The sequence below is a fragment of the Streptomyces sp. NPDC017890 genome, from assembly GCF_044328675.1.
In the GTDB taxonomy this organism is placed as follows: domain Bacteria; phylum Actinomycetota; class Actinomycetes; order Streptomycetales; family Streptomycetaceae; genus Streptomyces.
This window is the reverse complement of record NZ_JBIRHU010000003.1, coordinates 95,293-116,483: the sequence shown is the minus strand read 5'-3', so window position 1 is coordinate 116,483 and position 21,191 is coordinate 95,293. Positions and strand designations below refer to the sequence as shown.

At 72.1% G+C, this 21,191-nt stretch carries 25 protein-coding genes; 8 read left to right on the top strand and 17 right to left on the bottom strand.

Annotated features, from left to right (window positions below; genetic code table 11):
• Positions 1-17: 17 nt before the first annotated feature.
• On the bottom strand, positions 18-1,637 hold the full coding sequence (locus tag ACH4F2_RS05455) for an ATP-binding cassette domain-containing protein (RefSeq protein ID WP_398131364.1): 1,620 nt from the start codon (positions 1,635-1,637) through the stop codon (positions 18-20).
• Positions 1,638-1,761: 124 nt separating this feature from the next.
• Here ACH4F2_RS05455 and ACH4F2_RS05450 point away from each other — a divergent pair, with 124 nt between their 5' ends.
• The 3 genes from ACH4F2_RS05450 (at position 1,762) to ACH4F2_RS05440 (ending at position 4,435) form a co-directional block, all read left to right on the top strand.
• Positions 1,762-3,276, top strand: coding sequence for a bifunctional phosphatase PAP2/diacylglycerol kinase family protein (locus ACH4F2_RS05450; protein ID WP_398131363.1), 1,515 nt, complete (start codon positions 1,762-1,764; stop codon positions 3,274-3,276).
• Positions 3,277-3,388: 112 nt separating this feature from the next.
• The gene (locus ACH4F2_RS05445; protein ID WP_398131362.1) at positions 3,389-4,210 is read left to right on the top strand and encodes a class I SAM-dependent methyltransferase; all 822 of its coding nucleotides are present in this window, start codon (positions 3,389-3,391) and stop codon (positions 4,208-4,210) included.
• Between the two features lie 54 nt (positions 4,211-4,264).
• Positions 4,265-4,435 carry a hydrophobic protein gene (locus tag ACH4F2_RS05440; RefSeq protein ID WP_398131361.1) on the top strand — a complete coding sequence of 57 codons (171 nt, stop codon included), beginning with the start codon at positions 4,265-4,267 and terminating at the stop codon, positions 4,433-4,435.
• A 61-nt stretch (positions 4,436-4,496) separates the two neighbouring features.
• Here ACH4F2_RS05440 and ACH4F2_RS05435 read toward each other — a convergent pair whose 3' ends face one another.
• From ACH4F2_RS05435 to ACH4F2_RS05375, 13 genes are all read right to left on the bottom strand, one after another.
• On the bottom strand, positions 4,497-4,817 hold the full coding sequence (locus ACH4F2_RS05435; RefSeq protein ID WP_398131360.1) for a gas vesicle protein K: 321 nt from the start codon (positions 4,815-4,817) through the stop codon (positions 4,497-4,499).
• Positions 4,792-4,974 carry a gas vesicle protein gene (locus ACH4F2_RS05430; protein ID WP_003972471.1) on the bottom strand — a complete coding sequence of 61 codons (183 nt, stop codon included), beginning with the start codon at positions 4,972-4,974 and terminating at the stop codon, positions 4,792-4,794. Before ACH4F2_RS05430 ends, ACH4F2_RS05435 begins: the two co-directional genes overlap by 26 nt.
• Positions 4,971-5,768: a GvpL/GvpF family gas vesicle protein gene (locus ACH4F2_RS05425; protein ID WP_398131359.1), complete on the bottom strand. Its 798-nt coding sequence runs from the start codon at positions 5,766-5,768 to the stop codon at positions 4,971-4,973. The genes ACH4F2_RS05430 and ACH4F2_RS05425 overlap by 4 nt, the downstream gene beginning before the upstream one ends.
• Positions 5,765-6,091 carry a gas vesicle protein gene (locus ACH4F2_RS05420; RefSeq protein ID WP_398131358.1) on the bottom strand — a complete coding sequence of 109 codons (327 nt, stop codon included), beginning with the start codon at positions 6,089-6,091 and terminating at the stop codon, positions 5,765-5,767. Before ACH4F2_RS05420 ends, ACH4F2_RS05425 begins: the two co-directional genes overlap by 4 nt.
• A complete protein-coding gene (locus tag ACH4F2_RS05415; protein WP_398131357.1) occupies positions 6,088-7,263 on the bottom strand; it encodes an SRPBCC family protein in 1,176 nt (391 codons plus the stop codon). Before ACH4F2_RS05415 ends, ACH4F2_RS05420 begins: the two co-directional genes overlap by 4 nt.
• The gene (locus ACH4F2_RS05410) at positions 7,260-7,958 is read right to left on the bottom strand and encodes a DNA primase (protein WP_398131356.1); all 699 of its coding nucleotides are present in this window, start codon (positions 7,956-7,958) and stop codon (positions 7,260-7,262) included. The genes ACH4F2_RS05415 and ACH4F2_RS05410 overlap by 4 nt, the downstream gene beginning before the upstream one ends.
• Positions 7,955-8,218, bottom strand: a complete 264-nt coding sequence (locus ACH4F2_RS05405; protein WP_398131355.1) for a gas vesicle protein GvpG — start codon at positions 8,216-8,218, stop codon at positions 7,955-7,957. Before ACH4F2_RS05405 ends, ACH4F2_RS05410 begins: the two co-directional genes overlap by 4 nt.
• A 4-nt stretch (positions 8,219-8,222) precedes the next feature.
• Positions 8,223-8,996, bottom strand: a complete 774-nt coding sequence (locus ACH4F2_RS05400; protein WP_398131354.1) for a GvpL/GvpF family gas vesicle protein — start codon at positions 8,994-8,996, stop codon at positions 8,223-8,225.
• Positions 8,993-9,430 (bottom strand): gas vesicle structural protein GvpA, encoded by a 438-nt coding sequence (locus tag ACH4F2_RS05395; RefSeq protein ID WP_398131353.1) that lies wholly within the window; start codon positions 9,428-9,430, stop codon positions 8,993-8,995. The genes ACH4F2_RS05400 and ACH4F2_RS05395 overlap by 4 nt, the downstream gene beginning before the upstream one ends.
• A 121-nt stretch (positions 9,431-9,551) precedes the next feature.
• Positions 9,552-9,926 (bottom strand): gas vesicle protein, encoded by a 375-nt coding sequence (locus tag ACH4F2_RS05390; protein ID WP_398131352.1) that lies wholly within the window; start codon positions 9,924-9,926, stop codon positions 9,552-9,554.
• Positions 9,927-10,026: 100 nt separating this feature from the next.
• Entirely contained in the window at positions 10,027-10,968 is a 942-nt protein-coding gene (gene ligD, locus ACH4F2_RS05385; RefSeq protein ID WP_398131351.1) for a non-homologous end-joining DNA ligase, read from the bottom strand.
• Entirely contained in the window at positions 10,965-12,812 is a 1,848-nt protein-coding gene (locus tag ACH4F2_RS05380; protein WP_398131350.1) for a transketolase, read from the bottom strand. Before ACH4F2_RS05380 ends, ligD begins: the two co-directional genes overlap by 4 nt.
• Positions 12,809-14,680 (bottom strand): FAD-dependent oxidoreductase, encoded by a 1,872-nt coding sequence (locus ACH4F2_RS05375; RefSeq protein ID WP_398131349.1) that lies wholly within the window; start codon positions 14,678-14,680, stop codon positions 12,809-12,811. Before ACH4F2_RS05375 ends, ACH4F2_RS05380 begins: the two co-directional genes overlap by 4 nt.
• 236 nt (positions 14,681-14,916) lie before the next feature.
• Between ACH4F2_RS05375 and ACH4F2_RS05370 the strand changes: the two genes are divergently transcribed.
• Positions 14,917-15,879 (top strand): LLM class F420-dependent oxidoreductase, encoded by a 963-nt coding sequence (locus tag ACH4F2_RS05370; protein ID WP_398131348.1) that lies wholly within the window; start codon positions 14,917-14,919, stop codon positions 15,877-15,879.
• A 71-nt stretch (positions 15,880-15,950) separates the two neighbouring features.
• Here ACH4F2_RS05370 and ACH4F2_RS05365 read toward each other — a convergent pair whose 3' ends face one another.
• Positions 15,951-16,469, bottom strand: coding sequence for a phage holin family protein (locus ACH4F2_RS05365; protein WP_398131347.1), 519 nt, complete (start codon positions 16,467-16,469; stop codon positions 15,951-15,953).
• Between the two features lie 80 nt (positions 16,470-16,549).
• On the opposite strand from ACH4F2_RS05365, the gene ACH4F2_RS05360 reads away from it, so the two are divergent.
• A complete protein-coding gene (locus ACH4F2_RS05360) occupies positions 16,550-16,897 on the top strand; it encodes a VOC family protein (RefSeq protein ID WP_398131346.1) in 348 nt (115 codons plus the stop codon).
• Positions 16,898-16,914: 17 nt separating this feature from the next.
• On the opposite strand, the gene ACH4F2_RS05355 is transcribed toward ACH4F2_RS05360, so the two are convergent.
• Positions 16,915-18,894 carry a DUF5107 domain-containing protein gene (locus tag ACH4F2_RS05355; RefSeq protein WP_398131345.1) on the bottom strand — a complete coding sequence of 660 codons (1,980 nt, stop codon included), beginning with the start codon at positions 18,892-18,894 and terminating at the stop codon, positions 16,915-16,917.
• Positions 18,895-19,369: 475 nt separating this feature from the next.
• The gene (locus tag ACH4F2_RS05350; protein WP_398131344.1) at positions 19,370-19,852 is read right to left on the bottom strand and encodes a YjfA family protein; all 483 of its coding nucleotides are present in this window, start codon (positions 19,850-19,852) and stop codon (positions 19,370-19,372) included.
• A gap of 71 nt (positions 19,853-19,923) precedes the next feature.
• Here ACH4F2_RS05350 and ACH4F2_RS05345 point away from each other — a divergent pair, with 71 nt between their 5' ends.
• From ACH4F2_RS05345 to ACH4F2_RS05335, 3 genes are all read left to right on the top strand, one after another.
• The gene (locus ACH4F2_RS05345) at positions 19,924-20,091 is read left to right on the top strand and encodes a hypothetical protein (RefSeq protein ID WP_398131343.1); all 168 of its coding nucleotides are present in this window, start codon (positions 19,924-19,926) and stop codon (positions 20,089-20,091) included.
• Entirely contained in the window at positions 20,085-20,288 is a 204-nt protein-coding gene (locus ACH4F2_RS05340) for a hypothetical protein (RefSeq protein WP_398131342.1), read from the top strand. Before ACH4F2_RS05345 ends, ACH4F2_RS05340 begins: the two co-directional genes overlap by 7 nt.
• Positions 20,289-20,401: 113 nt before the next feature.
• Entirely contained in the window at positions 20,402-21,154 is a 753-nt protein-coding gene (locus ACH4F2_RS05335) for a hypothetical protein (protein ID WP_398131341.1), read from the top strand.
• The last annotated feature ends 37 nt before the right edge of the window (positions 21,155-21,191 follow it).

The window sequence follows — 21,191 nt, the reverse complement described above, 5'->3', positions numbered from 1 at the left end:
CGCGGCGGCCGGCCGCTTCAGCGGGCCCGCTCCACCCGCCGTTCGTCCCAGACCGGCTCCGGCGTCTCACGGACGCGTCCGTCGCTGCCGAAGACGAGGTACCGGTCGAAGGAGCGGGCGAACCAGCGGTCGTGGGTGACCGCGAGGACCGTGCCCTCGAAGCCCTCCAGGCCCTCCTGGAGGGCTTCGGCCGATTCCAGGTCGAGGTTGTCGGTGGGTTCGTCGAGCAGGAGGGCGGTGGCGCCCTGGAGCTCCAGCAGGAGGATCTGGAAGCGGGCCTGCTGGCCTCCGGAGAGGCGGTCGAAGGTCTGCTCGGCCTGCTGGGTCAGCTCGTAGCGGCGCAGTCTCGACATGGCGGCGCCCCGGTCCTGGGAGTGTTCGGTCCACAGGATGTCCAGGAGGGTGCGGCCCAGCAGTTCCGGGTGCGCGTGGGTCTGCGCGAAGTGTCCGGGCACCACGCGCGCCCCGAGCTTCCAGTTTCCGCCGTGGGCCACGTCGTCGCCGGCGAGCAGACGCAAGAAGTGCGACTTGCCGGATCCGTTGGAGCCGAGGACGGCGACCCGTTCGCCGTAGAAGACCTCCAGGTCGAAGGGTTTCATCAGGCCGGTGAGTTCCAGTTGCTCGCAGGTGACGGCGCGGACGCCGGTGCGGCCGCCCTTCAGGCGCATCCTGATGTCCTGCTCGCGCGGCGGCTCGGGCGGCGGGCCGGCCTCCTCGAACTTGCGCAGCCGGGTCTGGGCGGCGGCGTAGCGGGACGCCATGTCGTGGCTGACCGCAGCGGCCTGACGCAGCGTCAGTACCAGCTTCTTCAGCTGCGCGTGCTTCTCGTCCCAGCGGCGGCGCAGTTCCTCGAAGCGGGCGAAGCGCTCGCGCCGGGCGTCGTGGAAGGTGGCGAAGCCGCCGCCGTGCACCCAGGCGTCGGCGCCCGCGGGGCCGGGCTCCAGGGAGACGATCTTCTGCGCGGCGCGGGCCAGCAGTTCCCGGTCGTGGGAGACGAAGAGCACCGTCTTACGGGTCTCCTTCAGCCGCTCCTCCAGCCAGCGCTTGCCGGGCACGTCGAGGTAGTTGTCCGGCTCGTCGAGCAGCAGCACCTCGTCGGTGCCGCGCAGCAGCGCCTCCAGCACGAGGCGCTTCTGCTCGCCGCCGGACAGCGTGCTCGCCTGTCGCCACTGGGCCTTGTCGTACGGCACCCCCAGCGCGGCCGTGGTGCAGATGTCCCACAGGGTCTCGGCCTCGTACCCCTGCGCCTCGGCCCAGTCGGCGAGCGCCTGCGCATAGCGCATCTGGGCGGCCTCGTCGTCCACGGTCAGGATCCCGTGCTCGGCGGCGTCGACTGCGCGTGCGGCCTCGCGGATGCGGGGCGACGCCACGGACACCAGCAGGTCGCGTACGGTCGTCTCGTCCCGCACGGAGCCCACGAACTGCCGCATCACTCCGAGGCCGCCGCCGACGGTGACGGTGCCGCCGTGCGGTTTGAGCTCCCCGGACAGCAGGCGGAGCAGGGTGGTCTTGCCCGCTCCGTTGGGTCCGACGAGGGCCACGACGGCCCCCTCCCCCACCCGGAAGGAGGCGTCGCCGAGCAGCGCCCTCCCGTCGGGGAGGTAGTACTCCAGGTGCGCGGCTTCGAGATGACCCATGGGACCGGATTCTGCGGCTCCCGGCCCGTCCCGGGCAAACCCATTTCCCCCGCCGCGGCCCAGGAAGCCGGTACGTGGGGCGCGCCACCGGCAGGAAACGCCGTCCGCAGGGTAGGCGGGAGCCATGAGCCCCGACGTAGACCTCACCGCCCCGACGCCCGGTCCGCACCCGGTCCGCGACAGCCTCCTGCGGCTGGACCAGCGCGTGTTCGAGGCCGTCGCCGCCCGTACCTGGCCCGGCGCCGACCCCCTGCTGCCCCGCCTGAGCCGCAGCGCCAACCACGGCGTGCTGTGGTTCGCGGCGGGCGCCGCACTGGCCGCGACCCGCACCCCGAGGGCCCGCCGCGCCGCCGCACGGGGCCTCGCCTCGCTGAGCCTGGCGTCGCTGGCGATCAACACCCTCGGCAAGCGCTCGGTCCGCCGCCCCCGTCCCGTACTGGACCCGGTACCGCTGGTGCGGCAGCTGAAGCGGCAGCCGATCACGACGTCCTTCCCCTCCGGGCACGCCGCGTCGGCCGCCGCGTTCGCGACCGGCGTCGCGCTGGAGTCCCCGGCGTGGGGCGCCGCCCTCGCCCCGGTGGCCGCGGCGGTCGCCCTCTCCCGCGTCTACACCGGCGTCCACTTCCCCAGTGACGTACTGGCGGGCGCCGCACTCGGGGCGGGGGCTGCGTTCGCCGTACGGGGCATGGTCCCGACGCGTGCCCAGCTCACCCCGCCGGCCCGGCCGCGCGCCGACGTGCCGGCACTGCCGGGCGGCGACGGTCTCGTCATGGTGGCCAACGTCGGCTCCGGCACCTCGGACCGGGTGCGGGCGCTGTGCGACGCGCTGCCCGACGCGGAGGTGGTGGAGTGCGAACCGGGCGATGTGCGTGCCGAGCTGGAGAAGGCGGCGGACCACGCCCGGGTGCTCGGCGTGTGCGGCGGCGACGGCACCGTGAACGCCGCCGCCGAGACCGCTCTGCGCCACGGGCTGCCTCTGGCCGTGCTGCCCGGCGGCACGCTCAACCACTTCGCCTACGACCTGGGTGTGGAGGACGTGCGGGATCTGTGCCGGGCCCTGGAGCGGGGCGAGGGTGTGCGCGTGGACGTCGGCCGGTTCGCCTCCGGCGGGCAGCGCGGGATCTTCCTGAACACCTTCAGCCTCGGTGTGTACCCGGAGCTGGTCGCCGAACGGGAACACTGGTCCCCCCGGATCGGCGGCTGGCCGGCCGGGGTGCTCGCGGCCGTACGGGTACTGCGTGCCGACCGGCACCCCCTGGAGGCGGAGGTACGGGGCCGCCGGCGCCCGCTGTGGATGCTGTTCGCCGGCAACGGCACGTACCACCGTCGGGGCCTGGCCTCGGGCCGCCGCCTCGACCTGGCGGACGGGCAGCTCGACGTGCGGGTGGTGCACGGCGGCCGCCGGCCCGCCCTGCGGCTGCTGTCCGCCGCACTCGCCGGCCCGCTGACCCGCTCCCCCGCCCACGCGGCGGTGCAGGTGGGCCGGCTGCGCCTGTCCGGGGTCGCGCCGGGGACGCTGATGGCGTACGACGGCGAGCTGACGGAGACGGAGGGCGAGCTGACGCTGGAGAAGCTGCCGGAGGCGCTCACGGTGTACCGCCCGCTGCCCGGCGCCGGACTGCTCTCTGGACCTTCCTGATGATGCGATGTGGTCCGACCTGACACCCCGTCGGTCCATATTCCGAAACGCGGGTCTCATCATTCGGCCGGTGCGCGTACGGTGACCGCATCGTCGGGAGAGGGGACCCACCATGCCGGAACCGCAGGAGACCGCCGTCTACACGCACGGGCACCACGAGTCCGTGCTGCGCTCGCACACCTGGCGCACCGCCGCCAACTCAGCCGCCTACCTGCTCGGCTCGCTGAAACCCCACATGCGGGTCCTGGACATCGGCTGCGGTCCGGGCACCATCACCGCGGACCTGGCGGAACTCGTCCCGGACGGACACGTGACGGGGGTGGACCGGGCGCCGGAGATCGTCGAGCGGGCCCGGGCCACGGCGGCCGAACGCGGACTCGCCAACACCGACTTCGCGGTGGCGGACGTGCACGCGCTGGACTACCCGGACGACACGTTCTGCGTGGTCCACGCCCACCAGGTCCTCCAGCACGTGGGCGACCCGGTGCGGGCCCTTCGCGAGATGAGGCGGGTCACGAGGCCCAACGGGATCATCGCCGTCCGTGACTCGGACTACGGCGCCATGACCTGGTACCCCGCGTCCCCGGGCATGGACGACTGGCTGGACCTGTACCACCGGGTGGCCCGGGCCAACGGCGGGGAACCGGACGCCGGACGCCGGCTGAAGGCCTGGGCGCTCGAGGCGGGGTTCACGGACGTCACGGCGACCTCCGCCACCTGGACCTTCGCCACGGGGCAGGAGCGGGAGTGGTGGAGCGGCCTGTGGGCGGATCGCACCGTGGCCTCGGCGTTCGCCGGGCTCGCCACCGAGGGCGGTCATGCGACCACCGAGCAGCTGCGGGCCGTCGCCGCGGCCTGGCGGGAGTGGGGGGAGCGGCCGGAGAGCTGGTTCAGCGTCCTGCACGGAGAGATTCTGTGCCGAAAGGAAGCCTGACCCACGCCTGATCGGTGAACTCCGGGAAACCAGTACGGCAGGAGGTTCGAAAATATGGTTCCGCTTCTGCTCGTACTGCTTCTCGCGATTGTTCTTTTCGGCGCGGGATTCGCCGTGAAGATTCTCTGGTGGATTGCCTTGGCAGTCCTGGTCCTGTGGCTGCTGGGATTCCTGGCCCGCGGGACGTCAGCCGGCGGCGGCAGGGGCCGCTGGTACAGGTGGTGAACCACGGACGGTGAACCGCAAGCGGTGAACCACAGGCGATGAGGCTGCTGCCCCGGGAGGCTCACTCCCGGGGCAGCAGCGGTCCCAGCGGCCCGAGGTCCAGGTTCAGGTCCTCGGGCCGCAGACCGTACCGGTCGCGGAGTTCGGTCATGCGGTCGTCGAGAAGCATCAGGGTGAGCCCGATCCGCTCCTCCTGCTCCTCGCTCAGGTCGCCCTCGTCCACGCGGCGCAGCGCCTGGCGTTCCATGAGCTGGCGGAGCAGCTCGACGACCGTCAGTACCAGCTTGATCAGGTCGCGCTCGACCGTGTCGGGCTCGAGGTCGAGGCGCTTGCGGGGCTCGGAGTGTTCACTCACGTCAATCCCCGAACGGCGACGGAACATTGCGGTTGACCGAGCTGATCAACGCGTTCAGGTCGATGCGGACCAGGTCCACGTCCGCGATGCGCAGCGTGACGTCGCCGGTGATGACGACTCCGCCCGCCAGGAGCCGGTCGAGCAGGTCGACGAGGGCGATCTCACGGCGTTCGACGACGGTCATGATCCCTCCCCCGTCCCTGCGCCGTCGGCGGCCCCTTCTTCACCGGCGAATGAATACGCCGCCCACGGTCCGGTCAGTTCCACGCGAATTCCGGGAGCCTCGTCCTTTGTCCGGTCCACCATTTCCACGAATTCCTCGGACACGTCGCGCCGCACCAGATAGGCGGCGTTGAGAACGTTGCGTCCGGCGGCGCCGGAAAGGCCGGGATTCTGCGGCGCGTGCAACCGCGCGCCGTCGGCCCCCGAGGACAGCGTTTCGTGCAGGCGCGTCGCGAACTCCTCGGCCCTGGTCCACAGTGCGTCGTTCGCCCGCGTACGCATGCGCCGCTGCCGCAGGTAGTCCCGGCCCGAGGCGGGCTTGGCGGCGGGCCGGGCGGGCGTGGCCGCCTGTTCGGGCTCTGCCTCGACGTACACCTTCACGCCCCATTCGACGCGTCCGTCCAGCCGGTCGAGCGTGCGCCGGAAGGCGTCCTCCCGCTCCTCCATCATCACGCGCACGCCGCTGTCGTCCCGGAAGACGGTGGCCAGCCGGAGCGGCAGCGGTGTGGTGACGGCGGTGAGCGCGTCGATGACCTGCTGGTGGGCGCGGGCGGTCCCGGCCAGCCAGTCCAGATCCTCCAGGTGGGCGCGCAGCGCCTCCTCGGAGAAGTCCGCCTCCGGCACGTGGCTGACCACGGCGACCAGGTCGCGGTGGGCCAGCAGCCGGGGCGGGTCGCCCGCCACCCCCGCCAGCTGGGCCTGCAGGGCCGCGCCGAAGGGGCGGCAGACGGCGTAGACGTACCGCAGTCCGGTCACGGTGCCTCCCTCGGTATGCGGCTCGGGTCCAGTTCGCGCAGTCGTTCACGCAACTCGGCGTTCTCCCTGGTGAGTTCGTCGTGCCGGGCGCGCGAGGAGAGTGCGGGGTCGCTCTCCCACCAGTCGATGCCCATTTCCTTGGCCTTGTCGACGGAGGCGACGACGAGCCGCAGCTTGATGGTGAGCAGCTCTATGTCGAGCAGGTTGATCCGGATGTCGCCCGCGATGACGACTCCCTTGTCGAGCACCCGCTCCAGGATGTCGGCGAGATTGGCGCTCTGTCCCTGGCCATAGGGATCGGGCAGCCGGCTGGGTGTGGTCATCGACGGCTCCCGCGGTCGGCGACCTCGTCATCGTCGTATGCGTCACTGGACGCGTACTCGTCCTCGCCGGCTTCCTTGTCCTCCTCGTACTCGCCCTCCGGCTCCGGATCCTCCTCGGACTCCTCCTCGTACTCGCCCTCCTCCTCGTAGTCGCCCTCGGGCTCCTCCTCGTCCTCACCCTCGTACCCGTCCTCAGGCTCCTCCTCGTACCCGTCCTCGGGCTCCTCCTCGTACCGGGCGTCCTCCTCCGCCTCGGGCGGCTCCCCGCCCTTCTGCTCCTGCTCCTGCTCCTGCTCCTGCTCGAGAGCGTCCTCGTGGCTGCGGACGACCTCACCGTCGCGGATCTCGCCGCGCCAGCCGTCGTCCGCCTCGCCCTTGAAGGTGATGTGGCGGACGTAGTTCTTCAGGTCGAGGCGGGCCCGGCGGCCCTGGGCGCGCCAGATGTTGCCGGTCTTCTCGAACAGACCGCTGGGGTAGTACTCGATGACCAGGATGACGCGAGTCAGGTTGTCGGCGAGCTTGTGGAAGCTGACGACGCCCTTGGTGGTGCCCTTGGCGCCCTCCGACGTCCAGGAGATCCGGTCGTCGGGCACCTGCTCGGTGGTCTTCGCCTTCCAGCTGCGGTTGGACCAGAAGACCTTCAGCTGCCAGTCGGAGGAGGTGTCGTCCGCGCGGCTCGCGCTCTTGACGCCCTTGGCGAAGGTGCTGAAATCCTGGTACTGGGTCCACTGGTCATAGGCCGTGCGCAGCGGGACGCCGACGTCGACGTACTCGATGATGACGGTCGGCTTCTGGCCGCCGCCCTTCTTCTTGCCCTTGCCGCCGCCGCCGAGGTTCTTGAAGGCGCCGACCACGTTGTCCTTCACCTTGCCGGCGCCGACCTCGAACGCGGCCCGCATCGGGCTCTTGCCCTCGGCGAGCTTGCGTCCGCCGTCGAGGGCGAGCTTGGCGAATCCGGGGCTGTTGCCCTCGGCGATGTCGTTCAGCTTGCCGGTGGTCTCTCCGAGCTTGGTGCCGACGCCGGTCAGCAGCCGGGTCACCTGGGCGGCGAGGTAGTCCTGCACCTCCGCCTTCAGCCGGTCGGCCGCCTCGCTCTGCGCCACGTCGGCGATCGGGTTCTTCTTCGCGGCCTTGCCCGCGGTGGAGGCCGCGGAACCGAGGGTGTCGGTCATCGCTCACCACCGCCCTTCGACTGGCGGGGACCGGCGCCGCGGGCGGCGCTCCTGGCCCCGGCCGCCTTCTTGCCGGCCGCCTTCTTGGCGGGCTGCGCCCGTTTCGACACGGCCTTCTTCGCGGGCGCCTTCGCCGCGGCCTTCTTCGCGGGCGCGGGCGCCTTCCCGGCCGCCTTCCGCGCCTCGGACGGTGCCTTCTTCGCGGCCCGCTCGCGCCGCGGCTCGCGTCGCTCCGGACGCCGCTCGTCCTCGTACTCCGCGTGCTCCTCGACGTCCCCGTCGTCCTCGGAGTCCTCCGAGTCCCCCGAGGCCCCGGAGTCGCGGGAGTCGCGGGAGTCGCGGGAGTCGTCGGATCCGACGACCGGCGCCTGGGACGCCACGCCGGAGAGCTGGTCGCGCACCTGGGCGGTGCGCCCGTGCAGGCGGTCGGCGAGCGCGTCGATCTGCCGCTCGACCATGGCACCCGACGCCGCCTTGCCCACACCCCGCAGGTCCGTGCGCAGCTGGTCCCCGATCTCCTTGAACTGGGGATTGTTCTGCAACTGCGTGGAGACCAGTTCCGCGATGCCCTTCGGAGTCAGGTTCAGTTTCTTGCCGGCCACCATGGTGCCCACGGCGACCGCGAGTTTCAGCTTCTTCGTACGTCCCAGCAGATAGCCGGCCCCTACCGCGAGGCCCAGTCCCGCTCGATTCATGGTGCCGTCCCGTTGCCCAATCCCGCGCTCGTGCGCGTAGCGATCTCCAGCCGGTCCAGAAGCCCGTCCTCCTGTCGGTCGAACTCCTCCTCGGTGATCTCGCCGGCCTCCAGCTGCTCCTCCAGACGGGCTAGCTCGGCCCGGACCGTGGCGGGGTCGTAATAGATCCGCTCGGCCTCGTTCATCACCTGTCTGATGGCCCACGCACTGCCGCGCGCCGGGGCGAACGGCAGCAGCAGGACCTCTGAGATCAGTCCCATGTCCTCATCCCGTTCCGGCGTCCATCCCGCCGGCCGCCGTGCCCGCGGGCTCGGCGGGGCCGGGCTCGACGAAGCTGTACGGCGGCAGCGGACCGTTCACACGCACTTCCAGGTGCGGCATCCGGCCGCGGGCCCGCTCGACGGCGGCCAGGAACTCCTCGGCCGACTCCCGGTTCACCAGGAACGACACGTTCGCCAGCCAGCCGGTGGACTCGGGACCCACGCTCACGGCGTCGGCAGCCGGCTCCAGGGCGCGCTCCAGCGTGGTGGCGTCCTCGGCCTCCTTGCCCTTGACCGCGGCCGCGACCATCTCGCCGAGCTGGATCTTGCTCTCGTAACTTCCTCCGCCCGACTGCCGGTTGGACTCCGCGAGGGCGCGGATCTCCGGGTTCTCCGCCATGACGTGGTGCAGGACGGCCTCTTCGACGTGGTTGGCCTTGATGTTGTACTCGACCCGGCCGTCCAGCGCCTCCAGGCGCTCCCTGTAGTGTTCGGCCCGCTCGGCGAGCACCCCGGTGACCGCCTTGTCGTCCGGGGCGACGCTGCCGAAGCGCATGGGCAGCACACACCCGTCCGCGCCGACCTCGCTCAGTACGTTCTGGTGGGCGAGCAGTTCCCTGCGCTTGGGGCGCAGCCCCTCGGGCGCGTCGCTGACGACGGCCGCCAGCTCGCCCTCCTTCAGGATCCGCACCTCGCGCGGCGGGTCGCCGACGCCACTGATGCCCTCGGGGAGCGAGGGGTGCGAGCCGGCGGTGATGCCGTAGACGTACGTGCTCACTCCTGCTCCTCCTTACGGCGCGAGGGCGCGGCCTTGCGGGCGCGCGGACGCGATGCGGTCTCGCGCTCGGAGCCGCCTTCGTCCCGGGCCTGCTTGAACGCGTCGGAGATGGTTTCGGCGGCGCCGGACAGCGCCCCCTTGGACTTGCCGCGGGCGCCGGACTCGGTCATCTCACCGACCAGGTCGGGCAGGCCCGGGTTCTTGCGCGGCCCGGCCTCCAGGTCGAGCCGGTTGCATGCCTCGGCGAAGCGCAGATAGGTGTCCACGCTGGCGACGACGACGCGTACGTCGATCTTCAGGATCTCGATGCCGACCAGGGAGACGCGCACGAATGCGTCGATGACGAGCCCCCTGTCCAGAACAAGCTCAAGCACGTCGTAGAGGCCGCTGCTGCCGCCTCCGCCTCCGGTCTGTTGTGCCGGTACGACAGTCATGCCTGCTGTTCCTCCATCTTGTCTGTGGGTGCGGTGTTCTGTGGGGTGCGCCGGCTGTGGGTGCGCCGGCTGTGGGTGGTGTCTGCGGGTGTGGCGCGTTCGGTCGGTGCGGCCGGGCGGCCTAGCGGCCGCCGCGCGCGTCGGCCCGGCCGCGCTCGTAGCGCCTGACGCGCCGGTAGCCCGTGAGCTGCCCCTCTGCGTCGAGCTCCACCTGGTAGCTCGCCATCAGGCTCATCGTTTCGGGCACCCGCTCGAGCTCGAGAACCTCCACCTCGAGCGACCAGCCCTCCTCCGTCTGCTCGAAGGACGACACGGACTCCGCGGTCATGCCGGTGAGCTCCGCGAGCTGGGCTCGCGCCTCGCGCAGAACTTCCATCGGCCGCGGCCGTCGCGACTCCTGTGACTGCTGGGCCTTCTGTGTTTTCTGTGACTGCTGTGAACTTTGTTGCGATCCTTGTGATCCTTGCGATTCGGACGTGTTGTTCGTGTTCGACATGGCCACCTCCCCCTCCGTGTGGCCGCAAGTGTGTTCGCCAAACCTTTACGGGCGTATGCATGTGCCACCCGCCCACGCCCCCGCGCCTGCCCGGGCAGGATCAGCCGCGCAGGGCGTTCAACCGCCGGCGGGCGGGGCCCAGGGCCCGGGGGCGGCTCATGATCCCGGCCCAGGGCCGGGTGCGCGCCTGGTCGACGGCGTCCGCGATGGTCCAGCGGCGGGCGTGCAGGGCGGGGTCGTCCAGCTGGTCCCAGGAGATGGGGACGGCCACGGGTGCGCCGGGCCGGGCGCGGACGGTGAAGGGGGCCACAGCGGTCTGCGCGTAGGCGTTGCGCTGGATGTCGAGGTAGAGCCGGTCGCCCCGGTCCTTCTTGCGGGCGGCGGTGGTGAGCCGGTCGGGGTGAGACGCCGCCAGGACATCGGCGACGGTCCGGGCGAACTCCCGTACGTCTTCGAAGTCCTGATGGTCGGTCAGCGGTACGACCACGTGCAGTCCCCGGGACCCGGTGGTCATGAGCGCCGAGGGCAGTTTCAGCTCGTCGAGCAGCTCGCCCAGCAGCCGGGCCGCCTCCCGTGCCGCCTCGAAGTCGTCACCGGCCGGGTCGAGGTCGAAGACCATCCGGTCCGGCCGGTCGACCTGCCCCTCCCGGGACAGCCAGCGGTGCAGGGTGAGGGCGGCCTGGTCGGCGAGGTAGAGGAGGGTCGCGCCGTCGTCGCAGACGGTGTGGCGGACGGTGCCGCCCTCCTTGGCCACCTCGACGCGGCTGATCCAGTCCGGATAGTGCGCCGGGGTGTTCTTCTGCATGAACCGCGGTCCGTCGACGCCGTCCGGGTGCCGCTCCAGCATCAGCGGGCGGCCCCGCAGGTGGGGCAGCATGAAAGGGGCGACGGCACGGTAGTAGTCGACGAGGTCGCCCTTGGTGTACTCCTCCTTCGCGCCGCCGTCGCCCCTGGGGTCCTCGGGGAACAGCACTTTGTCCGGCCGATGGACCTCCACCGTGCGCCGGCCGGCCCGGACGGTCCGTACGGCGTCACCGCTCACGGGATGATCGCCTGCTCCACCAGCATCCGTACGGCCGCCTCGACGGACTCGGCGTCGATCCCCGCGGCGCGCAGCTCCTCGGCCGGGGTCGCGGAGCCCGGCATCGTCCCGACGGCGAGCCGGACCAGACGGGGCACGGGCCGGCCGTCGCAGAACGCGTCGAGGACGGCGTCGCCGATACCGCCCTCCTGACGGTGGTCCTCCACGGTCAGCAGGCATTCGGTGTCCTCGGCGGCCTCGCGCAGGGCGGCCCGGTCTACGGGCTTGACCGAGTACAGGTCGATCACCCGGACCGGGATGCCGTCCTGGCCGAGGGCGTCGGCCGCGGCGAGCGCCTCGTGCACGGTGACGCCGGCCGCGACGACGGTCAGCCGGTCACGGTCGGAGGAGCGCAGCACCTTGCTGCCGCCGACGGGGAACTCCTCGTCGGGACCGTAGATCACCTTGCTCTCGCCGCGCGAGGTGCGCAGGTAGCGGATGCCCTCCAGGCCGGCCATCTCGGCGACGAGGCGGGCGGTCTGGTTGGCGTCGCACGGGTACAGCACGGTCGAGCCGTGGATGGCCCGCATCATCGCCAGGTCCTCCAGGCCCATCTGGCTGGGCCCGTCCTGGCCGATGGCGACGCCCGCGTGGGAGCCGACGAGGTTGATGCCGGAGCCGCTGATCGAGGCCATGCGCACGAAGTCGTGGGCGCGGGTCAGGAAGGCGGCGAACGTGGTGGCGAACGGCACCCAGCCGCGCGCCGCCATCCCCACCGCGGTGGCGACCATCTGCTGCTCGGCGATGTAGCACTCGAAGTAGCGCTCGGGGTGTTCCTTGGCGAAGAACTCGGCGCGCGTGGAGTCGCCGACCTCGCCGTCGAGGGCGACGACGTCGCCGCGGGCGGTGCCGAGTGCGGCGAGTGCCTCTCCGAAGGCGTTGCGGGTGGCGACCTCGTCGCCCTCGCCGTAGCGGGGCAGCTCGGTCTGTCCGGTGCCGGCCGAGTGCAGTGCCCGTGCGGACGGCGGTTCCTGCACCCGGACCCGGAGGTCGCGCGGGCCGCCGAGTTCGGCGATGGCCTCCTCGGCCTCCGGCAGCGGCTTGCCGTGCTGACCCTCGCGGTCCTCCACCGCCTTCACCCCCTTGCCCTTGAGGGTGCGGGCGATGATCGCGGTGGGCTGGCCCCGGGTCGACAGGGCCTCGCCGTAGGCGCGGTCGATGGCGTCCACGTCGTGGCCGTCGATCTCGACGGTGTGCCAGTCGAAGGCCCGGAAGCGGCGCGCGTAAGCGTCGAGGTCGTGGCCGTGCCGGGTCTGGCCGCGCTGGCCGAGCCGGTTGACGTCGACGATCACGGTCAGGTTGTCGAGGTGCTCGTACCCGGCGTGCTCGGCGGCCTCCCACACCGACCCCTCGGCCATCTCACTGTCACCGCACAGCACCCACACGCGGTAGTCGGCGTGGTCCAGCCGCTTGCCGGACAGCGCTATGCCGACGCCCACGGGGAGTCCCTGGCCGAGCGAACCGGTGGCCGTCTCGACCCACGGCAGCCGCTGCGGGGTGGGGTGTCCCTCCAAGCGGCTGCCCAGCTTGCGGAAGGTGAGCAGTTCCTCGTCGTCGATGGCGCCGGCCGCCTTGTAGGCGGAGTAGAGCAGGGGTGAGGCGTGTCCCTTGGAGAGGACGAAGCGGTCGTTGCCGGGGTGGGCGGGGCGCTCGAAGTCGTAGCGGAGGTGGTTGGCGAGGAGTACGGCCATCAGGTCCGCCGCGGACATCGAGGACGTCGGGTGTCCGGAGCCCGCGGCGGCGGACGTCCGTACGCTGTCGACGCGCAGTTGCTGTCCGAGGTCGACGAGTTCACCGGTGTTCATGAGTCTCCTTCCACGGCACGGCCGTCGGTTCGCCTGACGGGGCCGGGGGCGATGTCGGGTCCGGGGGGCGGCTGGTCCGCCGGGGGTTCGGGGCCGGGGTCGGCGGGGGCGCCGGCGGAACGGGCGGGGGTGGGCGCCGCACCGGCGCCGTGCCGGGGTCTGCCGGGCGCCGCGCCCGGCCGACGCGGTTCGGCGGGCGCATTGGCGGACGGCGGCTCGGCGGGTGCCGCGGTGGACGGCGGCTTGGCGGGCGCACCGGCGGGGCGGGACCTGCCGGGGGTCCCGGAGCTGCCGGGTTCAGCGGTCCGGCCCTTCGCCGGGCCACCGCCCGCGCGGCCCTTCGCGGACGCACCACCGGGCTGGTTCTTGGCGGGCGCATCGCCCGGCCCGCCCTTCGCCGGCTCGCCACCCGGCTGGTTCTTGGCGGGCTCGCCACCCGGCTGGTTCTTGGCGGGTTCGACGCCGGGGCTACCGTGGCCGTCCGCAGGCCGGGGGCCGTCTCCGCGCCCCGGCCCGTGTCCGTCACCGGGCGCCGCCCCCTCCTTCTTCCGCGTCCCCGCCTTCCCCGGCACCCGCGCCACCTCCGGCGACGCCGACTCCAGGGGAACGGACCAGGACCGGACGAGACCCAACTGGACGGCCTGGCGGGGCAGTACCGCGTCGAGCAGCCAGTCCGCGGCGACCCGCACGCGGTTGCCCGGCATCGCCGCGAGGTGGTAACCGCGGGTGACCGCGCCCGCCGCCGGGCCGGACATCGGCAGGCCGAGCGGGTTGGCGGCGGCCTTGGCGCCGCCCAGGTCCACGACGAACCCCATGTCACGGTGGCGGTAGACCCGCCGCTCACCGCCGATGCCGAGCGACGCCGCGACGTTCTGGGCGCAGACCCTGCCGTGCCGCCAGGCGTGCTGCGCGGTCATCGGCGTGTACTTGCCGGGCTGGTTCAGGTCGGGCACCGCGGCCACGTCACCGCACGCGAACAGTTCGGGCCGCCCCGGCACCTGGAGGTGCGGGTCGACGAGGAGCCGGCCGCGTTCCATGGGCAGCCCGAGGGACTCCACCAGGGGGTCGGGCCGCACGCCCACGCACCACACCAGGGTGCGCGTGCCGACACTCGTGCCGTCGGTCAGCAGGACCCCGTCGTGCGTGGCCTCCTTCACGGAGGTCCCCATCCGCACGTCGACGCCCCGCTGCCGCAGTACCCGGTCGGCGGTGCGGGAGAGCCGTTCGTCCATCTCGGGCAGTACCCGGGGCGCCACGTCCAGCAGCATCCAGCGGGGCCGCATGCGGGTGCGCATCGGGTGCTTGCGGACCTGCGCGTCGGTGTACATCTGGCCGTGCGCGGCGACCTCCGTACCGGTGTATCCCGCCCCGACCACGACGAAGGTGCACCGTGCGGCGCACTCCGCGCGGTCGTCGGTCGCGGCGGCCAGTTCCACCTGCCGGGTCACGTGGTCGCGCAGATAGAGCGCCTCCGGCAGGCCGCGGAAGCCGTGGGCGTGCTCGGCGACGCCGGGGATGGGCAGCAGCTTGTTGACGCTGCCCGCGGCGAGCACCAGCCGGTCGAAGGACAGGGTGCCCTCGTCGCCCTCCGGGCCGGTGTAGTGCACGGTGTGTCCGTCGAGGTCGATGCCATCGGCTTCGCCGAGCACCAGCCGGACGCGCGGCAGGGTGCCCGAGAGGGACACGCTGACCCGGCGCGGTTCCAGGATTCCGGCGGCGACCTGGGGCAGCAGCGGCAGGTAGAGGAAGTAGTCGGTCGGGTTGAGCAGGGTGATGTCGGCCTGGTGCCGGGTGAGCCGGGACAGGGTGCGGGCCGTCCGGTACCCGGCGAAGCCGGCACCGACGATCACGATGCGGGGTCGGCTCACGGTTCGCCTCCGGGCTGTCGCGTACCTCGTGAGCCTTCCGCGTCCCCCTGGCCAGGCCACCCAAACGTCCGCCGGGCCCGTACGGGACCCCGGTACAGCGCCGTACCGGACCGCTGTGGAGCGCGCCGTACCGGACCCCGGTAGAGCGCCGTAACGCGGCCGTACCGCTGGTTTCCGGCCGCACGCCCGGGTACCCGGGCCGGGACCCACCCGCTCCATGTCCCGGAGGCGCACCCATGCCCGAGTACGGCTATTTCCTCTCCTGCGAGCAGTACGGTCCCGCGGAGCTGATCGAACAGGCGCGGATGGCCGAGCAGGCCGGCTTCCAGGCACTGTGGATCTCGGACCACTACCACCCCTGGAACGGCGAGCAGGGCCAGAGCCCGTTCGTGTGGTCGGTGATCGGCGCGCTGTCCGACGCGGTGTCCCTGCCCGTCGAGACGGCCGTGACCTGCCCGACCATGCGTATCCACCCGGCGGTCGTGGCGCAGGCCGCGGCGACCAGCGCGGTGATGACGCAGGGCCGCTTCCGGCTCGGCGTCGGCACCGGCGAGGCGCTCAACGAGCACATCCTCGGCGATGCCTGGCCGGCCGCGCACGTACGCCTGGAGATGCTGGAGGAGGCCATCCTGATCATGCGCCGGCTGTTCACCGGCGAGGAGGTCAACCACCACGGCACGCACTACACGGTGGAGAACGCACGCCTCTACACGGTCCCCGACGAGCCCGTCCCGATCGACATCTCCGGCTTCGGCCCGGCGGCGACCAAGCTGGCCTCCCGCGTGGGCGACGGCTACATCACGATGATGCCGGACACCTCGATGGTGGAGCAGTACCGCAAGGGCGGGGGCGGCGGCAAACCGGTCAGCGGAGGCACGAAGGTCTGCTACGACACCGACCGGGACGAGGCGGTACGGACCGTGCACCGGCTGTGGGCCAACGAGCAGTTGCCGGGCGAGCTGGGCCAGGTGCTGCCCTCGCCCAAGCACTTCGAGCAGGCGCAGACCCTGGTCACCGAGGACATGGTCCGGGACAACCGGGTGTGCGGCGACGACGTGGACGAACACGTCGCGGAGCTGAAGCAGTTCGCCGACGCCGGCTTCGACCGCGTCTACGTCAACCAGATCGGCCCCGACCTGCGCGGCTTCTTCGACTTCTATCGCACCAAGGTGCTTCCGCGGCTCCAGCAGGGCGCCTGACGCACGCGACCCGCCCCGCGGCCGCGCCCCCCGGACACGCGTCCGGGGGGCGCGGCTCTGGCCGCGGCCGGTCAGCCGCGACCGTGCGGGGCCTCGGGGTCGATGTCGTCCTGGCGCGGCGCCGCCGGTCCGGTGCCGCCCGGTGCGGGCGTGCCCGCACCCGGGGCGCCGGTCGCACCGCCCATGCCGCCGGGCGCGACCGGCGGCATGGGCGGGTACGGCATGCCGAGTCCGCTCGGCGGCACACCCGGCGCGTCACCGCCGATGGTGTGCTGGTGGGCGGCCCCCGGCCGGGACGCGTGCGGCCGGGCCGCACCGCGCAACAGGTACGCCACCACGCCCAGGAGGACGGCCGTGATCAGCGCGGCGGCCCAGTCCGGCAGGCCGATGGCGAGGGCCAGGCCCACGGTGAGCGCGAGGGCGGCGCCCGCGTACAGGGCGGCGGCACCGGACGCGGCGTACAGCGTGGCCTTGCGGCGCTGCTTCCGCGTCTGCTCACGCAGCTCGTCGCGCACGGTCTCGCGTGCCACCTGCGCCAGTTCGTCGACCAGGTGCTTGTCCAGGTGTTCCAAGTGATCCATGCGGTCCATGGGTTGCGGGTACCCGCAGCCGGGCCTTCCATGGCCGGACCGTGGCCGCGACCCGACCGCCGCCAACTAGGCTCCTCCGTATGGACATTCTGGGAGCCACATTGCGCATCTACGTCGACGACCTGGACAAGGCGATCCCCTTCTACGAAGGTCTGGCGGGCGGTCGGGCCCACCGCTTCGAACGCGGCGGTGTCGAAGCCGCCGCGGTCGGCTGCTTCCTGCTGATGAGCGGGCCCGAGTCCCAGCTCGAGGTGTTGCGCAAGATCACCGCGACGGTCGCCGTGACCGACGTCGAGGAGACCCACCGTGTCCTGACCTCGCTGGGCGCGGACGTCATCGCCGGACCGGTCCCGACGCCCGCCGGCCGCAACCTGATCGCCCGGCACCCGGACGGGACGATCTACGAGTACGTGGACCGGCAGGCGTAGGGGCGGGCCGGGCGGGCTCACCCCCCGTCCGGCCGCATCCGGAAGTCGTACCGGGCCGGGAGCGGTTCACCGCCGAGCCGGGCCCAGAGCCGGCCGATGTCCTCCGCGCCCTCCCGCAGATCGGCCACCTCGAGGCCCTCGGCGAAGACGGCCCGCGCCTCCTCGGGCCGGCCCTCGGCCGCCAGCAGCTCCGCCTCGGTGAGCCGGAACCGGCCACGGGCGCGTGTCTCGGGGCTCAGCCGCTCCCACACGGCACGGGCGTCCGCCGTCCTCCCGACGGCGAGCAGCGCCTCGATCGCCTCGCGGCCGAGCGCCGCCGCGACGGCCGTCCACTCCTCGTCGCCGTCGCGGACGCCCGTCTCCGCCCGCTCCCCCGCCCGTTGCCCGCACAGGTCGTCGAAGGCGTCGGCGTACCGGTCGGCGGCCCGCTCGTGGTGGCCGTCCTCCCGGTCGGCGACGGCGAGGCAGCGCAGCAGCGGCCAGCCGGCGGCGGCGGTCTTCAGGCCGCGTTCCCAACTGCGCACCGCCTGCGCCCGGTCGTCGCCGTGCCACTGTGCGATGCCGAGGTGGTACTCGGCGGTCGGCGTGGCGGCCGTGGTCTCCAGCATGTCCCGCCAGGGCCGGGCGACCAGCGTGCCCCCGGGCGGCTCGTGGCGTCCGGGATCGGGCAGGGACCCGGCGCGCAGCAGGTGCAGCCAGGGCCGCTGCTCGACGCCGAGGGTGTGCTCCTCGAAGGGCGTGCCGGGCAGCTTCCAGCCCGCGCGCAGCACTTCGAGCGCGCCCCAGCCCGACCCGGTGGCGAGGCGTTCCCCGGGCTCGGCGTCGGCGTACGGCCGCCATGCCGCGTATGCCGCGTCGACGTCGGCACGCGGCAGGACCGTCTCCAGTCGCTCCTCGGCCCCGCGCAGTACGGTGTGCCACTCGCCCCCGGGTGTCGCGTCGAGCGGCCCGTACGCCTCCAGCCAGGACACCTCGCTCTCCGCCTCCAGCTTGACGTGTTCCAGCTGTGTGCGGGCGAGCCCGGCCTGGATCTCGCAGTAGCCGCCGGTGCCGGGCTCCGTGAGCCACTCCTGCCAGCGCCGCCCGCCGGGACCCGTGCCCCACACGAACAGCTTGCGGCCGCGCAGCACGTCGGTCGACGTCTGCACGAGCCCGTGCCCGTGTTCGTCGAGTGCGGCGATCCAGCGGCGCCGGTCGTCGGGCACCTCGTAGAAGTAGTCGGCGGCGTACGTGCTGTTCAGCGGGTACGTCCGGTCAATCCCGTCGTACGACGGGACGGGCACGCGGCGCAGCCGCCGCTCGTAGCCGAAGAGCCAGGCCTCGTCGGCCGGGGCGAGGACGCGTCGCTCCTGGGGCACGGCGATGTTGGACCACCAGTAGGTCGGCACCGGGCGCTCGTGCGGGTTGCGGATCCGGACGCCGACGTGGAGGAAGTCCGAGCCCTCCGGCAGCCACAGGTCGACCTGGAAGGGCAGGTCGCGCAGCCGCTCCCACTCCCACAGACGCAGCATCTCCCCGCCGTCGGGGGCGGGCACGCGGGCGGCGTGCACGGGCGAACAGGACAGGGTGGTGTGGCCGGTGGCGCCGATGTTCCATTCGACGCCGCCGGAGAACCAGGCGCCGTTGAGGGCGAAGTCGGCGGTCTGGAACACGGGGTTGACGTAGAGGAGTTCGCGGTCCGTCGGCTTGTGGTGGAGCGAGGCGATACGGCCGCCGAGGCCGGGCAGGACGGTGGCCCGCAGCCGGTCGTTCTCGATGACGAGGGCGTCGAACTCCCGTGTCTCGCGGGACCGTCCGTAGCCGTCCCTGACCCGTACGGGCAGCAGGCTGCGCAGTGGCTCGTAGCCGACCTGGCGGGCCATGTCGCGCGGCAGGCCGGCCAAGTCCCGTTCGTCGATACGGTGGGCCTCGTCCAGGGGGCGCAGCGGCGGCAGGGGGTTGTCCGGTCCCAGCGGCGCGGCGGGCAGGGTCAGTACCTCACGTCGGATCGTCGTCATGGTTCCCCATGGAAGCCGCTCGCCGGTGCCGTGAACAGGGGCGCCGTCGGACACGTTGGCGCGACGTCCCTCACGTTTGATTCCCTGGGCGCAGGGTCGGGCGGCGGCACAGGGTGTCGGACGACCGGCACAGAGCCGGGGAGCCGGCACAGGGCCGGGGGGCCGACGCGGATACGAGGGAGTGGCACGTGAGCGAGCAGCACACCTACCGGGTGATCGTCCGGGGTACCTGGGCAGGGGCCGTTGCATGATCGCGTTCCGTCCGGAGCGACGTTCCGGCACCTCCGTGCGTGCCGGAGGAACCTATGGGGTCCAGGCTCATGGATTCGGGGTTCAGGAGTCGACGTCGCGGCTCTTCGCTCGCGGTCCTCGCACCCGCGTCACAACTCTGTGCCCGGCCTCAGGAGGCCGAGGCGGTGATGGCGCCGACGGCGTGCGTTGATCTGCTCACGTCTCCTGATTCCAGCATTCGGCGTCAGTAGTAGAACGTGCACGCGGTGTTGGAGTCGGGAGGCAGTTCCGCGCACGCGTGGGCCCTGAGGTCCTTGTCGTTCACCATCAGCGTGTACACGCTGTTCTCGTCCCCCGGCCTGACCGTGATGATCCGTTTGGCGACGGTGTTGCCGTCGTCGTCCTCGGCCCGCACCCACGCCTTGTCGCCCGGCTTCCCGAACCAGAGCTGTGCCCAGGCGGCCCTGCACTCCGCGCTGTACCGCAGGCGGATGATGCGACCGTCGACCGTGGCGTCGTCGATCGTCACGGCGTCGTCGACGCAATGGGTCGCGAGGGGATCGAGGCCGTCACACGTGGTGGCGAAGCACGTCACCGGCGCTCGCGCCGGAGGCTTCGACGTCGCCTCCGGCGGCGCGGAATGCGCGGGGGTGGAGAGGACCGAGGTGGCCGCCGCTGTGATCAGTACAGCGGCGAGTGCTCCCGCCGGACGGCGTGTGCTCATCATGAGGAGGTCCTACCTTTCACGTGGGTCTGATCTGGTGGTTAGAAAGATCGGAGGGCCCAGGGGCTCTGGGTATGGCTGTCATGAGTGAGACCGCTCGATGGCTCAAGGAACTTGGCCGCTCGGAGCCCCGCGACGACTCGACCGCCAATCGGGAGATGCGACTCCGGTCGCTGCTGCAGGACAACGTCGGCGAGGTCGTCTGCGGGATCGAAGCAGGACGCATCACCACGCGGTGGTGATCAATGCGGAGGGCAAGCGCCTGCTGTCCCGCCGGGTCGCGAACGACGAGTGCGAACTGCTCGCCCTGATCAGCGATGTCCTGGAGATGTCCCAGGACGTGCTTTGGGAAGTTCCTTCCGGTGCGGGGCTTCGGGTACGGGCTGTCGACTCCCGCGATTCCAGAACACACCTGCGGACATGGGCCTGCAACCGGTAGGCATGGCGACGGTAGTTGAACAGGCACACGCTGCTCGGGAGTCGCGCTGCGGCTCGCAGGGCGGTGTGCATACCATGGAATGGCCCCATTGGGAAGCGAGCGGGAGCGCTGTCATGGACCTGCTGCCGATCGAGATCAAGGTCAATGTCGAAGGCGACGTCGCAGCGGCGTTCTCGGCCCTCCGCGGGACGGGCGGTGCGCTGATGACGCGCCGGATCTGGTTCGCCGAGGACCGGGCCGGTGTCGCCGAGGGCCGGGTGCCCCTGCTGGACGGGGGTGTGATCACACGGTTCAGGATCGGCAGCGGTCCGGACGACTTGACCGTGAAGTTGCGGCCGTCCACCCGGGAGCAGTTGATCGGCCGCTTCGAGGACCCCTTCGACGCCACACCGTTCACGTACCGGATAGAGGAGGACTGGTCGGCGGACCGCCGGGTGCTGGCCGCCTCGCTGGTCCACGACCATCCCCAGGGCGCGCTGTTGGGCGCGGTCCAGCCCGGAGGCGATCCCGCAGCGCGGATCGACGCGGTGCAGGACCAGTTCCTGGATGTCTGCGCACCCGACATCCGGCTCGACGGGCTGGTCGCGCTCGGTCCGATCCTCTCCACGAAGGCCGACGACGTCGAGCTCGACGACCTGAAGGTCGATCTGGAGGCATGGAGGGTCGCCGGCCTGGAGTTCCTGGAGGTCTCGCTCAGGGTGAATCCCAAGGAGGGAGAGAGCGCCGAGGAGTTGAAGGCGCGGGCCGAGCGCAAGCAGCGGAGGCTGGAGGAGACGGTGAAGGAGCGCGGGGTCGTCATCGCGGACCTCCCGGAGAGCAAGACGCGCAGGGTCCTCACGGTCCTGGCGGAGGCCGGGCGGCCCTGACACGAGGGCAAGCCCCCCCAGGCCCCCGTGCGGCGGG

Bases quoted from the DNA above. Each gene is read 5' to 3' on its own strand.
- ACH4F2_RS05455 (WP_398131364.1), bottom strand. From the start codon at position 1,637: ATGGGTCATCTCGAAGCCGCGCACCTGGAGTACTACCTCCCCGACGGG.
- ACH4F2_RS05450 (WP_398131363.1), top strand. From the start codon at position 1,762: ATGAGCCCCGACGTAGACCTCACCGCCCCGACGCCCGGTCCGCACCCG.
- ACH4F2_RS05445 (WP_398131362.1), top strand. From the start codon at position 3,389: ATGCCGGAACCGCAGGAGACCGCCGTCTACACGCACGGGCACCACGAG.
- ACH4F2_RS05440 (WP_398131361.1), top strand. From the start codon at position 4,265: ATGGTTCCGCTTCTGCTCGTACTGCTTCTCGCGATTGTTCTTTTCGGC.
- ACH4F2_RS05435 (WP_398131360.1), bottom strand. From the start codon at position 4,817: ATGTTCCGTCGCCGTTCGGGGATTGACGTGAGTGAACACTCCGAGCCC.
- ACH4F2_RS05430 (WP_003972471.1), bottom strand. From the start codon at position 4,974: ATGACCGTCGTCGAACGCCGTGAGATCGCCCTCGTCGACCTGCTCGAC.
- ACH4F2_RS05420 (WP_398131358.1), bottom strand. From the start codon at position 6,091: ATGACCACACCCAGCCGGCTGCCCGATCCCTATGGCCAGGGACAGAGC.
- ACH4F2_RS05415 (WP_398131357.1), bottom strand. From the start codon at position 7,263: ATGACCGACACCCTCGGTTCCGCGGCCTCCACCGCGGGCAAGGCCGCG.
- ACH4F2_RS05410 (WP_398131356.1), bottom strand. From the start codon at position 7,958: ATGAATCGAGCGGGACTGGGCCTCGCGGTAGGGGCCGGCTATCTGCTG.
- ACH4F2_RS05405 (WP_398131355.1), bottom strand. From the start codon at position 8,218: ATGGGACTGATCTCAGAGGTCCTGCTGCTGCCGTTCGCCCCGGCGCGC.
- ACH4F2_RS05395 (WP_398131353.1), bottom strand. From the start codon at position 9,430: ATGACTGTCGTACCGGCACAACAGACCGGAGGCGGAGGCGGCAGCAGC.
- ACH4F2_RS05390 (WP_398131352.1), bottom strand. From the start codon at position 9,926: ATGTCGAACACGAACAACACGTCCGAATCGCAAGGATCACAAGGATCG.
- ACH4F2_RS05380 (WP_398131350.1), bottom strand. From the start codon at position 12,812: ATGAACACCGGTGAACTCGTCGACCTCGGACAGCAACTGCGCGTCGAC.
- ACH4F2_RS05370 (WP_398131348.1), top strand. From the start codon at position 14,917: ATGCCCGAGTACGGCTATTTCCTCTCCTGCGAGCAGTACGGTCCCGCG.
- ACH4F2_RS05365 (WP_398131347.1), bottom strand. From the start codon at position 16,469: ATGGACCGCATGGATCACTTGGAACACCTGGACAAGCACCTGGTCGAC.
- ACH4F2_RS05360 (WP_398131346.1), top strand. From the start codon at position 16,550: ATGGACATTCTGGGAGCCACATTGCGCATCTACGTCGACGACCTGGAC.
- ACH4F2_RS05355 (WP_398131345.1), bottom strand. From the start codon at position 18,894: ATGACGACGATCCGACGTGAGGTACTGACCCTGCCCGCCGCGCCGCTG.
- ACH4F2_RS05350 (WP_398131344.1), bottom strand. From the start codon at position 19,852: ATGATGAGCACACGCCGTCCGGCGGGAGCACTCGCCGCTGTACTGATC.
- ACH4F2_RS05345 (WP_398131343.1), top strand. From the start codon at position 19,924: ATGGCTGTCATGAGTGAGACCGCTCGATGGCTCAAGGAACTTGGCCGC.
- ACH4F2_RS05335 (WP_398131341.1), top strand. From the start codon at position 20,402: ATGGACCTGCTGCCGATCGAGATCAAGGTCAATGTCGAAGGCGACGTC.